The sequence below is a fragment of the Lysinibacillus sp. FSL M8-0134 genome, from assembly GCF_038069745.1.
GTDB classification, from domain to species: Bacteria; Bacillota; Bacilli; order Bacillales_A; family Planococcaceae; genus Lysinibacillus; species Lysinibacillus irui.
The window spans coordinates 911,259-925,243 of sequence record NZ_JBBPAJ010000001.1 but is presented as its reverse complement, the minus strand read 5'-3'; the positions used below and the strand labels follow the sequence as shown (position 1 = coordinate 925,243).

Annotated in this window: 11 protein-coding genes; all 11 read right to left on the bottom strand. The window is 38.9% G+C overall.

Features of this window, described 5'->3' with window-relative positions; genetic code table 11:
- Positions 1–6: 6 nt before the first annotated feature.
- The 11 genes from MKY49_RS04500 to MKY49_RS04450 all read right to left on the bottom strand — a co-directional run bounded on the left by MKY49_RS04500 (position 7) and on the right by MKY49_RS04450 (position 13,972).
- Positions 7–996 carry an ABC transporter ATP-binding protein gene (locus MKY49_RS04500; protein WP_341385691.1) on the bottom strand — a complete coding sequence of 330 codons (990 nt, stop codon included), beginning with the start codon at positions 994–996 and terminating at the stop codon, positions 7–9.
- A gap of 4 nt (positions 997–1,000) precedes the next feature.
- On the bottom strand, positions 1,001–1,996 hold the full coding sequence (locus MKY49_RS04495; protein WP_341385690.1) for an ABC transporter ATP-binding protein: 996 nt from the start codon (positions 1,994–1,996) through the stop codon (positions 1,001–1,003).
- Positions 1,997–2,873: 877 nt separating this feature from the next.
- Entirely contained in the window at positions 2,874–3,503 is a 630-nt protein-coding gene (pyrE, locus tag MKY49_RS04490) for an orotate phosphoribosyltransferase (RefSeq protein WP_341385689.1), read from the bottom strand.
- 3 nt (positions 3,504–3,506) lie between these two features.
- Positions 3,507–4,211, bottom strand: coding sequence for an orotidine-5'-phosphate decarboxylase (pyrF, locus tag MKY49_RS04485; protein WP_341385688.1), 705 nt, complete (start codon positions 4,209–4,211; stop codon positions 3,507–3,509).
- Entirely contained in the window at positions 4,211–5,122 is a 912-nt protein-coding gene (locus MKY49_RS04480) for a dihydroorotate dehydrogenase (RefSeq protein WP_341385687.1), read from the bottom strand. The genes pyrF and MKY49_RS04480 overlap by 1 nt, the downstream gene beginning before the upstream one ends.
- A complete protein-coding gene (locus tag MKY49_RS04475; protein WP_322604656.1) occupies positions 5,119–5,892 on the bottom strand; it encodes a dihydroorotate dehydrogenase electron transfer subunit in 774 nt (257 codons plus the stop codon). Before MKY49_RS04475 ends, MKY49_RS04480 begins: the two co-directional genes overlap by 4 nt.
- Before the next feature lies 1 nt (position 5,893).
- Entirely contained in the window at positions 5,894–9,091 is a 3,198-nt protein-coding gene (carB, locus tag MKY49_RS04470; protein ID WP_322604657.1) for a carbamoyl-phosphate synthase large subunit, read from the bottom strand.
- Positions 9,084–10,184 carry a glutamine-hydrolyzing carbamoyl-phosphate synthase small subunit gene (gene carA, locus MKY49_RS04465; protein ID WP_341385686.1) on the bottom strand — a complete coding sequence of 367 codons (1,101 nt, stop codon included), beginning with the start codon at positions 10,182–10,184 and terminating at the stop codon, positions 9,084–9,086. The genes carB and carA overlap by 8 nt, the downstream gene beginning before the upstream one ends.
- Positions 10,184–11,461 (bottom strand): dihydroorotase, encoded by a 1,278-nt coding sequence (locus tag MKY49_RS04460; protein WP_274795887.1) that lies wholly within the window; start codon positions 11,459–11,461, stop codon positions 10,184–10,186. The genes carA and MKY49_RS04460 overlap by 1 nt, the downstream gene beginning before the upstream one ends.
- Position 11,462: 1 nt before the next feature.
- Positions 11,463–12,341, bottom strand: coding sequence for an aspartate carbamoyltransferase catalytic subunit (locus MKY49_RS04455; protein WP_341385685.1), 879 nt, complete (start codon positions 12,339–12,341; stop codon positions 11,463–11,465).
- Between the two features lie 320 nt (positions 12,342–12,661).
- Entirely contained in the window at positions 12,662–13,972 is a 1,311-nt protein-coding gene (locus tag MKY49_RS04450; RefSeq protein ID WP_341385684.1) for a uracil-xanthine permease family protein, read from the bottom strand.
- Positions 13,973–13,985: the final 13 nt, after the last annotated feature.

Genomic DNA, 13,985 nt, shown 5'->3' with positions numbered 1-13,985 from the left:
GAGTTTTTAATAGAGGTGGCATGCTACTCTATGCCCTTGCTTCACCTCCTTTAAAGCTGGTTTCGTTAATGAACACTCTACCATTGCCTTTGGACATCTAGGATGGAATGGACAGCCTTTTGGCGGATTAGCTGGACTAGGTATATCCCCTTCTAAAACAATTCGTTGATTCTTTTTCCTCGGATCTGGTACCGGAATAGCTGAGATTAAGGCCTGTGTATAAGGATGTAATGGCTCATCATAAATATGTTCCTTATCTGCAATCTCAACAATATTTCCTAAGTACATGACGCCGATTCGATCACTCATATGTTTAACAACACTTAAATCATGCGCAATAAACAAGAATGTTAAATCAAATTCATCTTGAAGTTCTTTTAAGAGATTAAGTACTTGTGATTGTACAGATACATCTAAAGCTGAAACTGGCTCATCTGCTATAATCAGTTTCGGTCTTAGTGCGAGTGCTCTAGCGATACCAATACGCTGTCGCTGACCTCCTGAAAACTCGTGCGCATATTTATAAAAAGCATCTTCTGGTAAACCAACTTTTCTTAATAGCTCCATAACTTCGCCTTGTAATGATTTCAATGACTTGTTACTGAAATTCATAATTGGTTCTGCAACGATACTACCAACCATTTGCATTGGGTTTAAGGATGCGTACGGATCCTGAAATACCATTTGAATATCTTTTCTTATTTCTCTTAAAGATTTGCCACGCATTTTTGTAATATCTTGCCCATCAAAGATAATTTTCCCTTCAGTTGCGTCTAGTAATCTTAAAATGGTACGTCCAGTTGTAGATTTACCACAACCTGATTCTCCTACTAAACCTAATGTTTCTCCATTTTTAATAGCAAATGAAATATTATCTACTGCTTTTACATAACCAACGGTATGTCGAAAAAATCCACCTTTAATTGGGTAATATGTTTTTAAATCAATGATTTCCAATAAGTTCTCTTTTTCCTGTTTCACTATTGTTTCGCTCATGACGTTAGCTCACACCCTCTCTAGTATTGCAATCTTTGTAAAGTAAACATGAAACTTCATGACCCTCATCAATAAAGGTAAGCTTCGGTGTTACCTTGCTGCATTCAGACATAGCCGAAGGACATCGGTCTACAAAACGGCAACCTAGCTGGGGCATATTTTTTAAAGACGGAACGATTCCTTGAATTGTAGTGAGTTTTTCAACTTCTTCATCGATTCTTGGAATAGAAGCCATTAATAGCTTTGTATAGGGGTGCTGTGGATTGTGGAACAAATTATCAACATTTGTTCGTTCAACTATTTTCCCCGCATACATAATAATCACGTCATCACACATTTCTGCAACGACACCTAAATCATGCGTGATTAGAACAATGGACATATCATTTTTTGCTTGAATACTTTTCAATAATTCTAATATTTGCGCCTGTACTGTTACATCAAGTGCCGTCGTTGGCTCATCAGCAATTAATAGCTTAGGTTGACAAGCGATGGCAATCGCAATCATTACCCTTTGTCTCATACCACCAGATAATTGGTGTGGATATTCATCGATAATTTGATCAGCTCTTGGTATACCAACTTGTTTTAATAATTCAATAGACTTCCTTTTAGCCTCAGCCTTTGACATAGTAGAGTGATTTAAAATAATCTCTTCTATTTGTGAACCTATTGTAAATACAGGGTTTAAAGAGGTCATAGGCTCTTGGAAAATCATACTGATATCTTTTCCTCTAATTTTATTCATTTCATCACTAGAATAATTTTCTATGTTTTTACCTTGAAACTTTATTTCTCCGCCAGTAATTTTACCAATTCCTTTAGGAAGAAGTTGCATGACTGAAAGTGACATAACACTTTTTCCACATCCAGATTCACCAACTACTCCTAAAATTTGACCTGGTTTGACGTTAAAAGAAACATCATCAACTGCATGATAGATCTCTCCATCTATATCAAAACCAGTTTTAAGGTTTTTCACTTCTAACATTAAGCTCATTTAATATCACACCTTTATTTTTTTTACTAAAATCGCTACATCCTTTATGTAAGTAATAGAATCATATGTCCAAAATGTATTCTTTAAGTAAAAGATGTAAAAAGAAATTTGCTTACAAGATTCCCGCAAAATCCAATTTTCTGAAAAATAGAGACAAAGCATGTTAAACCTATATCAAAAACATATCCGGCTAAAAAAACATTAAATTTTAATCTAGTGATTTCCTAAACCATAACACAGTCCCTATTTTCCAAATATAAAAGTAACTGGATTGGTATATAATATTCTGACAATTAGGCGTAATGCTATTTTATCTGGAAATAATACATTTAATCAAGTGAAATTTTACAATTCTTACACTCTTATATACAAAATAATCCATACAACTATTCCAAATAAAATTATCCCTTTTTCATTTTTTCACACTGAACATTTGTTCATTTTTAGCTTCATTTGCCTAAAGTATCATTTTTTTATTTTATTAATATAATAAAAGCGTGCATTATATATCTATTCCAACTACCATATATTTTACTTTTATTTGGAAAACATGATTATAAAAGGGTTTTATCAATTTATTTCATTAATAAAATAATTTAAAATATTTTAAATTATTATTAACAAATAATTTCGCCCGTCGAAGTGTTAGATAAATGATGCATATTAAATTACATTACAAAAACAATTTATTTTTACAATTTCTTTATTTTTAGCCCCATACTTCTTAACAATTCATCTACTAAATTTTCTTTTATCTAAGTCGAAAAAACACAAAAAAACAACTATCAATAAAAATATCAATAGTTGTTTTTTATGCATTTTCACTCTTTTATATTCCAGTAACTCTATATTTTATCGCTACAAGATAACTGATTTATTACAGCTCTCCAGCCTTTAATTTACTATGCCACTCTTTTAAGAACGGAATATCTTCCTCTTTAATAGCACCTGATTCGTTTGCTGCTTCAATTAAATAATCGAAGTTCGTTAACGATACATATTGGATGCCAGCTTCGTCAAATGCTTGTTCAGCGCGTGGCAGATTATATGTGTAGACACAAACAACCCCAAGTACTTCACAGCCAGCTGCACGTAATGCTTCTACTGCAGTAATCGAAGAACCACCTGTAGAAACGATATCTTCCACAACTACTACTTTTTGACCTGCTGCGTATTTACCTTCAATTTGATTACCACGGCCATGTTCTTTCGCTTTAGAGCGTACATACACCATCGGTAGTTCTAATATATCGCTTACCCATGCTGCATGTGGGATGCCTGCTGTTGCTGTTCCTGCTACGATTTCTGTTGCACCAAAGTTTTCTTTAATAACAGCTGCTAAGCCGTTCGCTAATTGTTTACGAATAATTGGGTCAGAAATTGTTAGACGTGTATCACAGTAAATAGGGGATTTAATACCAGATGCCCATGTAAATAATTCTGTCGGATTTAATTCTACAGCGCCTACTTTTAACATAGCGTGTGCAATTTCATTTTGTAATGTCATAATTTATGCCTCCCATAATTCACTTACGATTTTATATGCCGCTACTGGATCCTGTGCGCCTGTTACAGCACGACCAATAACGATGAGTGATGAACCGTCACGCTTAGCACCATCAGGCGTTGCAATACGTTTTTGATCGTGTGCATCGCCACCTGCTAGACGAATACCTGGTGTCACACGTAGAAAATCATCTCCACATACCTCTGCTATTGCTTGAGCCTCATGAACAGAGCAAACGACCCCTTGTAAACCAGCTTGTTTTGTAAGATTTGCATAATGCAAGACAGACTCTTGTAAAGATAAAGCAATTCTTTGCTCTGCTTGCATTTGTTGTTCAGTCGTTGATGTTAATTGGGTAACGGCTATTAATGCTGGCGTTACGTTACCAGCAGCTGTCCCTGCTTCTAGTCCTTCCAGTGCCGCCTCCATCATTGGACGTCCGCCTGCAGCATGAACATTGACTAAATCCACTCCTAATTTTGCCAGACCCTTCATAGCAGATCCAACTGTATTCGGAATATCATGTAATTTTAAATCTAGGAAAATATCATGGCCTAAATCTTTCACTTTACGGACGATGTCAGGCCCTTCTTGCATATATAATTCCATCCCAATTTTCACGAAAAGAGGCTCATTGAACTTTGTTAGAAAATTAAATACTTCATCTTCTCCTGGAAAATCTAGTGCTAGTATAGGTTTCGTATTCATCAACGATGGCTCCTTCCGATAATTTCTGTTATATGTTCAATACCTAATGAGTCTAGCTTTGCTGGTAATTCATCTATTATAGTTGGACAGACAAAGTGGTCAACAAAATTAGCAGTCCCTACTGCTACAGCTGAAGCACCTGCAGACATAAAATCAATAACATCCTGTGCTTCTGTTACACCGCCCATACCAATGATGGGGATATTGACAGCCTTATACACCTCATACACCATTCGTATTGCTACAGGTTTTACAGCAGGTCCAGAAAGTCCACCTGTACCATTCGCTATGACTGGTTTACCTGTACGCTCATCTAAACGCATACCGACCAATGTATTAATCATCGTAATGCCATCAGCTCCACCCGCTTCAACCGCTAATGCAATATCAACGATGTTCGTTACATTTGGTGATAGTTTCACATAGACTGGCACCTCAGACACGGCTTTAACAGCCTCTACTAGCTCTCGTGCTGTATCTGGATCTGTGCCAAATTGAATACCCCCACATTTCACGTTAGGGCAAGAAATATTCAATTCCAACGCTTTAACATTTGGTGCAGTTGAAATGCGTTGTGCCACCTCTACATAGTCCGCTGTCTCTGTACCTGCGACGTTGGCAATAATCGGTACATCATAGCCCTCTAAAAATTTTAATTCCTCATTCATCACTTTTTCAATGCCTGGATTTTGTAAACCAATAGCATTTAACATTCCCGCCGCTGTTTCAGCTACTCGTGGCGTTGGGTTGCCTGCACGAGTTTCGACAGTCGTTGCCTTTATCATTATTGCACCCAGTTTCGATAAATCATAAAGCTGTGCATATTCACGACCAAAACCAAAGCAACCCGAGGCTGGCATAATTGGATTTTTCAAATCTAAGCCTGGAATTTGTATTGTTAACCGACTCATAGTGCCACCGTTCCTTTCGGGAAAACTGGACCATCAGAGCATACTTTGACATAGTCTTTATCTACTTGGTCCGTTGTTTTACATACACACGCAAAGCAAGCTCCAATACCACAGCCCATACGCTCTTCAAATGATAAATAACCCTCTTTTTCAGGATAAAAAGCTTCTAATGCTTTTAACATTGGTAATGGACCACAAGAATAAAAGACATCGAATTCTGGGACACGTGACTCTAATACAGTTGTCACAAAGCCCTTTGTTCCTTTTGTGCCATCCACTGTTACATAATGTGTTTCACCAAGAGCACTGAATTCATCCTCATAAAAGCAGACATCCTCTGTTTGGAAGCCTAAAACATGGATTGTTTTCACACCACGAGCATTTAATTGTTTGGAAAGTTCATGTAGTGGAGGTACACCAATTCCACCGCCAACTAATAGCGCAGTGCCTCCCTCTTGAACCACATCTACTGGAAAACCATTTCCTATTGGTCCAAGTACATTGACCTGTTGACCCTCACGATTCGTCGCTAACACTTTCGTACCACGACCCTCGGCACGATATATCATCGTAAATTCATTGTTGTCTTGATCAATATTTGCAATACTAATTGGTCGACGTAAAAGCGGCTCCAATGAATCTGACACCTTTACATGGACAAACTGGCCAGGAGTCATCTCCTGAACCAGTTCACCATGAAGTGTCAGTTCGAAAATGTTTGTCGCAATTTGCTTTTGAGAGACGACCGTCATTTTCTCTTGACGTATCATATTAGTGTACTACCTCCGCTTTAGGCATTTGTTCTGCTGTAAATGTCATAGATTCAATAACACGGACCATTGCTTCTGCTGTATCTAAAGATGTTAGGCAAGGTACACCATTTTCTACAGACTCACGACGGATTCGGAAGCCATCACGAGCCGGTTGTTTCCCTTTTGTTAATGTGTTGACAACTAGCTGTGCTTCACCATTTTGAATTAAATCTATTAATGTTTGACCTTTCGCGCCAATCTTACCAACAACATCAGTGCGTACCCCAGCTTCTTCAAAGGCTTTTGCTGTACCTTCAGTAGCTACAATGCGATAGCCTACAGTTGAGAAGCGTTTTGCTAATGCGATGGCTTCTTCTTTATCTTTATCTGACACAGTAAACAATACTGTACCTTCTGTGCGAATTTCCATACCAGCTGCAACTAGACCTTTATAAAGTGCTTTTTCTAATGTTGCATCTTTACCCATTACTTCCCCAGTGGATTTCATTTCAGGTCCTAATGTAATATCTACTCGACGTAATTTTGCGAATGAGAATACTGGCACTTTTACAAATACCCCTTTTTGCTCAGCCGCTAAGCCTGTTGGATAGCCTTGTTCTACAATGGATTTGCCTAGAATTGCTTTTGTTGCAATATTTGCCATTGGAATATTTGTAATTTTACTTAGGAATGGGACAGTACGTGATGAACGTGGATTTACCTCGATCACAAATACTTCTCCTTGTGAAATAACATATTGGATGTTCATTAATCCGATGATGCCTAGACCTTTTGCAAGGCGAGTTGTATAGTCTACTAACGTCTCTTTTTGAGCTTCTGTTAATTTTTGTGGTGGATAAACAGAGATTGAGTCACCAGAGTGCACCCCCGCACGCTCAATATGCTCCATGATACCTGGAATTAAAACGTTCTCGCCGTCACAGATAGCATCTACTTCAATTTCCTGACCTGTTAGATAGCGGTCTACTAAAACAGGATGATCAGGAGAGGCTTCCACCGCGTTCTCCATATAGTGTTGTAATTCTTCCTTGTTGTAGACAATTTCCATAGCGCGTCCACCAAGTACATAAGAAGGACGAACAAGGACAGGGAAGCCTAGACGTTCACTTATTGCAAGAGCTTCCTCTGTAGAAACAGCTGTTTCACCCTGCGGCTGTGGAATGTTTAATTCACGTAATGCTTGCTCGAATTTATCACGGTTTTCTGCACGGTCGATATCCTCTAAAGAAGTACCTAGGATTTTCACGCCATTTGCAGCTAGCTTATCAGCAAGGTTAATGGCAGTTTGACCACCGAATTGAACAACGACACCAATTGGTTGCTCTAAGTCGATAATATGCATTACATCCTCAATTGTTAATGGCTCGAAGTATAATTTATCTGACACTGAGAAGTCTGTTGACACTGTTTCTGGGTTTGAATTGATAATTATAGCTTCATAGCCAGCTTCTTGGATCGCCCATACTGAATGCACAGTAGCATAGTCGAATTCAACCCCTTGACCGATACGGATTGGGCCTGAACCTAGTACTACAACTGAAGGTTTTTCTGACTTAATCGATTCATTTTCTTCTTCATATGTGCCATAGAAATATGGTGTTTCTGATTCGAATTCTGCCGCACATGTATCAACCATTTTATAAACTGGAATAATGCCATGCTCTTTACGATAAGCATAAATGGCTTCTGGTGACGTTTCCCAAAGCTCAGCAATTTTCTTATCTGCAAAGCCTAAACGTTTTGCTGTTCGCAATACCTCTTTGTCATTTTTATTGTCAGCAAGTGTTTGTTCCATATCCACGATATTTTTAAATTTATTCAAGAAGAATAAATCAATAGCTGACCATTCATGAATTTGTTGAATTGTCACACCACGGCGTAAGGCTTCTCCGATGAAGAATAGGCGCTCATCTCCCGCCTTGCGGATTCGTTTTTCGATCCATGAATCAGAATTGTCCTCGGCATGCTTTAACTCTAAGTGTACTTGACCAGTCTCAAGTGAACGAACCGCTTTAAGCATCGCTTCCTCAAATGTGCGACCTAGTGCCATTACCTCACCAGTGGCTTTCATTTGCGTACCAAGATTACGTTTCGCCGATTCGAATTTATCAAACGGCCAGCGTGGAATTTTAGCTACGATATAGTCAAGTGCAGGCTCAAAGCAAGCATATGTTGATCCTGTTACAGGATTTTTAATTTCATCTAATGTTAAGCCAACTGCGATTTTTGCTGCTAGCTTGGCAATTGGATAGCCCGTTGCTTTTGATGCTAATGCAGATGAACGAGATACACGTGGATTTACTTCAATTACATAGTAATTAAAGCTATATGGGTCAAGTGCTAGCTGTACGTTACAGCCACCTTCGATTTTTAGTGCACGAATAATATTTAGAGAAATATTACGTAGCATTTGATTTTCACGATCTGATAGTGTTTGCGTTGGTGCTACTACGATCGAGTCACCTGTGTGAATACCAACTGGGTCAACGTTTTCCATATTACATACGACAATGGCATTATCGGCCGCATCACGCATTACTTCGTATTCAATCTCTTTATAGCCAGCAATTGATTTTTCTAATAAGCATTGTGTAACTGGAGAATATTTTAGGCCGGATGTCACGATTTCCTCTAAATCTTGATCATTATAGCAAATACCGCCCCCTGTACCACCAAGCGTAAAGGCTGGACGAACGATTACAGGGTAACCGATTTTCGCTACAAAGTTTTTCGCTTCATCTAATGAATGGATAATATCAGATTCTGGTACTGGAGCACCTAATTCATACATTAAGTTACGGAATAAATCACGGTCTTCTGCCTTATGAATAGCGTCTAGTTTTGTTCCTAGAATTTCAATACCAAGCTCGTCTAAAATGCCTGATTGGTCTAGTTCAATCGCCATGTTCAGTCCTGTTTGACCACCAAGCGTTGGTAAAATAGCATCTGGGCGTTCTTTGCGTAAAATACGAGATACAAATTCAAGAGAAATTGGCTCGATATAAACCTTGTCCGCAATTTCTGTATCAGTCATGATTGTCGCGGGGTTAGAGTTGATTAAAATAACTCGGTAGCCTTCTTCTTTTAATGAAAGACAAGCTTGTGTTCCTGCATAGTCAAATTCTGCTGCTTGGCCGATGACAATTGGGCCTGAGCCGATTACTAAAATAGTTTCGATATCTGTACGTTTAGGCATGTTGTTTCCCCTTCCCTGCTTCTACTTCCATCATGTCAATGAATTCATCAAATAAGTGGTTTGAATCCTCTGGTCCCGGTGATGCTTCTGGGTGATATTGCACTGTGAAAATTGGATATTTCTTATGTCGTACCCCTTCACATGTACCATCATTTAATGCGATATGTGTTAATTCCAAATCAGTATCTTTTAATGATTCGATATCGATTGCATATCCATGGTTCTGCGATGTTAAGTCTGTACGGCCTGTTCGTAAATCTTTTACTGGATGGTTCCCCCCACGGTGTCCAAACGGCAATTTGAAAGCTTTTGCGCCACTAGCTAAAGAAAAGATTTGATGGCCTAAACAAATACCGAACATTGGCACTTTTCCGATTAAGTTGCGTACCGTTTCAATACCTTCTTGGACGTCTTCCGGATTCCCCGGTCCATTTGATAGCATGATGCCATCAGGATGCCAAGCTAAAATGTCCTCGGCTGACGTATTGTAAGGAACTACTAGCACATCACAATCACGTTTGTTTAATTCTCTTAAAATACCATGCTTCATTCCATAATCAATTAAGACAACTCGTTTACCACGTCCAGGAGATGGATAGGCAGCTTTTGGTGATACTTCACGAACATGGTGAGTAATGGCTGGCGTCGCTTGTAATTGTGCTACAATTTCTTCCACATTCACTTCTTCATCAGCAGCTGTCAATACCGCTTTTACTGATCCTTTACTGCGAATAATACGTGTTAATTTTCGTGTATCAATCCCTTCAATTCCTGGGATATCTTTTGATGTTAAATAGTCATCTAATGTTAAATCACAGCGGAAGTTTGAAGGTGTTTTAGCAAGCTCACGAACAACAAATCCGCGAATTGCTGGTGTAATCGATTCAAAGTCATCACGGTTAATGCCGTAATTTCCAACTAACGGATAAGTCAATGTTACAATTTGTCCATAGAACGAAGGATCTGAAATGGTTTCCTGATAACCTGTCATTCCTGTTGTAAATACAACTTCACCTTGTGAAGCGCGCTCACTACCAAATGCTGTACCTGTAAATACTGTGCCATCTTCTAAAACTAGTAAACGTTTTTTCATTACTCTGCCTCCTGATATACGATATTGCCTTCAAAAATAGTTAGCACTGGCCAACCCTTTGCCACCCAACCATTAAATGGTGTGTTGCGTCCTTTTGATACAAAGCCTTCTGCATCAATTGTTTGTTCTTTATGAATATCAATTAGAATCATATCAGCTGAAGAACCTACATCTAATGTGCCGTATGGTAAATCAAAAATTTCAGCTGCTTTCACTGTCATCCAATCAATTAATTGTTTTAGCGTCCACTTTCCTGTTTCCACAAATTGTGTATAAAGAAGTGGGAAAGCTGTTTCAAAGCCTACAATGCCGAATGGTGCTCCTACCATACCGCAGCATTTTTCTTCTACTGTATGTGGTGCATGATCTGTTGCGATGCAATCGATTGTGCCATCTAATAGTGCTGCATGCAGTGAATCCTTATCATCTGCTCCACGTAATGGAGGATTCATTTTCCAGTTCGCATCATCGGATGGAATATCCATTTCCTCTAGTAACAAGTGATGTGGACAAACCTCTGCGGTTACACGAATTCCAGCTGCCTTTGCATCTCTTACCGCACGAACAGATTCCTTCGTTGATACGTGACAAACATGGTAACGGGCACCTGCCGCTTCTGCTAGTAGAACATCGCGTGCAATTTGTACAGATTCACAAATGGATGGAATACCAGGTAAACCAAGTTCTTTGTTACGTTTTCCATCATGCATGACTCCATCATAAATTAAGGAGTTATCCTCACAATGTGCCACAACAACCATATCGTGCTTTGCTGCATCTTTCATTTGCTCATACATAGTAGAGGCAAGTTGAATCCCTACTCCATCATCAGAGAACGCTACAGCTCCCTGAGCTTTTAATTCTTCGATATTTGTTCGAACCTCACCTGAAATATCCTTTGTTAGGGATCCATAAGGGAGTACTCGAATAACAGCACTGTCTTCAATTAGTCCATTAATGAGCTGCATATTTTCAACCGAATCTGGTACTGGTTTTGTATTAGGCATCGCACAAATTGTTGTAAAGCCACCCTTTGCTGCAGAAGCTGAACCTGTTGCAATCGTTTCTTTATGCTCAAATCCAGGTTCACGCAAATGCGTATGGACATCGATAAAGCCCGGTGCCACAATCAAACCATGCCCTTCAATGATTTCGGCACCTGCTACAGTTACATCTTGTCCAACAGCTGTAATTTTCCCATCTGCCATCGCAATATTGACTGTATGCAGTTCACCTTGCTCATTTAACATTTGTACATTTCGAAGTACCTTTGTCATATTATTCTCTCCCCTTTAAAATAGTTTCCATAATGGCCATTCGTGTGTAAACGCCGTTTCGAACTTGTTCAAATATCCGTGATCGTTCACACTCTACTAATTCAGTAGCGATTTCAACATCCCGATTAACTGGTGCTGGATGCATAATAATTGCTGAATCTTTCATTTGTCTTTCACGCTCGATCGTTAAACCAAACTCTTGATGGTAACTTTCTTTGGAGAAGCTACAATTCTCCTTATGACGTTCATGTTGTACCCGTAATAACATAATGACATCACTTATTTCGATTAAATTATCCCATGAATGGTGTGCTTCAAAACCACCAGACCATTCTTCTGGACATAGGAAGTGAACATTTGCCCCTAAGTTTTGTAATGCTGTTGCATTTGATTTCGCTACCCGGCTATGTGAGATATCTCCAACAATCGTGACAGTCAATCCCTCAAAATATCCAAACTCTTTTTTGATTGTATAAAGGTCTAATAATGATTGTGAGGGATGCTGCCCAGCACCGTCCCCTGCATTAATCACTGCTACATGCAGGCCTTCTAGTAGGTCATTGTAATATTCATCCTCTGACGCTCGAATGACAACTGCATCTATACCTATCATTTCTAATGTTTTGACTGTATCGTACATTGTTTCCCCTTTGGTAACACTAGAGAAACCTGCATCGAAAGGGATGATATTGCAGCCAATTTTGTACTCTGCCATTTCGAAGCTTGTTTTTGTTCGTGTACTAGGTTCAAAAAATAAGTTGGCAACGTTGTACCGGCGAGATAACGATGATGTTTCACCATTTTCAAACGCTTGTGCAAGATCTAGGATTTGATTAATCTCTTCTGTTGTTAAATGTTCCATCGATAATAAGTTCTTCATCATGTGACCTCCATAAGGTGTGTGTCATGAACGTCTATGTATGACGTTCCTAAAGTCAATTTCGCCTTGGCGTCATTGCGTCCGGATTTTGAATGAGGGTTGCACAATTCATTCCTTACAAACTCCGTGACAACTGCCTAAGGCTTTATTTTCATTCATGCTGCTTTCAATGTGGGATGAATGAAGATAAAAAAGCCCCGTTGATGTCATCAACGAGGCATAAGGAGGCGTGACAAACTACAGCAGGAGATTTATCCTACTTCAGCCTGTCCACAACTTCCCTTTCTTTGCCTCTCTGGACAATTCATTAAAAGGTACTACTATGAATTTTTATTTTGATTGTAAGGTACGGGTATTTCTGCTTCTTTCTTTCCTGGTAGAATAGCATTCAGCAGCACACCGATAATCGCTGCAAGTGCCATACCCTCTATACTTAAAGATTCTGTAATGACGAATTTTGCACCGCCAATACCTATAACTAAAATTACTGAAGCAATTACTAAGTTACGGCTATTACCAAAATCAATATGATTATCTACTAGCATGCGTAAGCCACTTGCTGCGATAATACCGAAGAGTAAAATTGAAACTCCACCAAGAACTGCAGTTGGTATAGTTGCAATTACTGCCATTGCTTTCCCGAAGAATGATAGTAAAATGGCAACCACAGCTGCACCTGCAATAACATAGATACTGTACACACGAGTAATGGCTAGTACACCAATATTTTCGCCGTATGTTGTTTTTGGAGGACCGCCGATTAAAGCACTGACAAATGTTCCAAGTCCGTCGCCTAATAAAGAACGGTGTAACCCTGGCTCTTTAATATAATCTCGCTCTACTACTTTTCCTAACACTAGTTGGTGACCAATATGTTCAGAGATTGTTACAATGACAATTGGTACCATGATAAGTAAAATCTTTGATGTAATTTCAAATTCATAATGCACACCTGGGATTAAAAAATCAGGCATGGCGAAAAATTTTGCATTGGCAATCGGTGTATAATCTACTATGTCAACAATCATAGAATAAATGTATCCTACGATTAAACCCATTAAAATGGGCATTGTACTTAAAATCCCTTTAAAGAAAATCGTAAAAATAATGGCTGTAAATACTGTGACTAAAGCTGCTGAGAAGTGTAAAAAGCTATACTCACCGTCAACGTTCATAGCCATATTCACGGCCGTACCCGATAGACCTAAACCAATAACCATAATCACAGGTCCAACAACGATTGGCGGCAAAATTTTCATAATCCACTTATAGCCACTTTTCCATATGATCAAGGACACAATCCCGTAAGTAATCCCGACTGCCATTGCACCAATCATGGCATGTCCTAGATTGACACTGGAGCCATCCTCATTTAAACCACCTGCTGCAAGTAAAATAGGCGCAATAAAGGCGAAGGACGATCCTAAATAGGCTGGTACCTGAAATTTCGTAATTAATAAGAAGAATAATGTCGCAATCCCGCTCGTTAATAGCGCAATTGCTGGACTAAGACCTACTAGCTGTGGCACTAAGATGGTTGATCCAAACATGGCAAACATATGTTGGAAACTTAATGTCACTAGTTGGAGTGGGGTCGGTTTATCCTTTATATCTAAAACTGCGTTTGACATAATGTTTCCTCAC

What these genes read in the sequence shown, in the direction of transcription:
- MKY49_RS04500 (WP_341385691.1), bottom strand. Translation starts at nt 996, where the DNA reads ATGAGCGAAACAATAGTGAAACAGGAAAAAGAGAACTTATTGGAAATC.
- MKY49_RS04495 (WP_341385690.1), bottom strand. Translation starts at nt 1,996, where the DNA reads ATGAGCTTAATGTTAGAAGTGAAAAACCTTAAAACTGGTTTTGATATA.
- pyrE (WP_341385689.1), bottom strand. Translation starts at nt 3,503, where the DNA reads ATGACATTACAAAATGAAATTGCACACGCTATGTTAAAAGTAGGCGCT.
- pyrF (WP_341385688.1), bottom strand. Translation starts at nt 4,211, where the DNA reads ATGAATACGAAACCTATACTAGCACTAGATTTTCCAGGAGAAGATGAA.
- MKY49_RS04480 (WP_341385687.1), bottom strand. Translation starts at nt 5,122, where the DNA reads ATGAGTCGGTTAACAATACAAATTCCAGGCTTAGATTTGAAAAATCCA.
- MKY49_RS04475 (WP_322604656.1), bottom strand. Translation starts at nt 5,892, where the DNA reads ATGATACGTCAAGAGAAAATGACGGTCGTCTCTCAAAAGCAAATTGCG.
- carB (WP_322604657.1), bottom strand. Translation starts at nt 9,091, where the DNA reads ATGCCTAAACGTACAGATATCGAAACTATTTTAGTAATCGGCTCAGGC.
- carA (WP_341385686.1), bottom strand. Translation starts at nt 10,184, where the DNA reads ATGAAAAAACGTTTACTAGTTTTAGAAGATGGCACAGTATTTACAGGT.
- MKY49_RS04460 (WP_274795887.1), bottom strand. Translation starts at nt 11,461, where the DNA reads ATGACAAAGGTACTTCGAAATGTACAAATGTTAAATGAGCAAGGTGAA.
- MKY49_RS04455 (WP_341385685.1), bottom strand. Translation starts at nt 12,341, where the DNA reads ATGAAGAACTTATTATCGATGGAACATTTAACAACAGAAGAGATTAAT.
- MKY49_RS04450 (WP_341385684.1), bottom strand. Translation starts at nt 13,972, where the DNA reads ATGTCAAACGCAGTTTTAGATATAAAGGATAAACCGACCCCACTCCAA.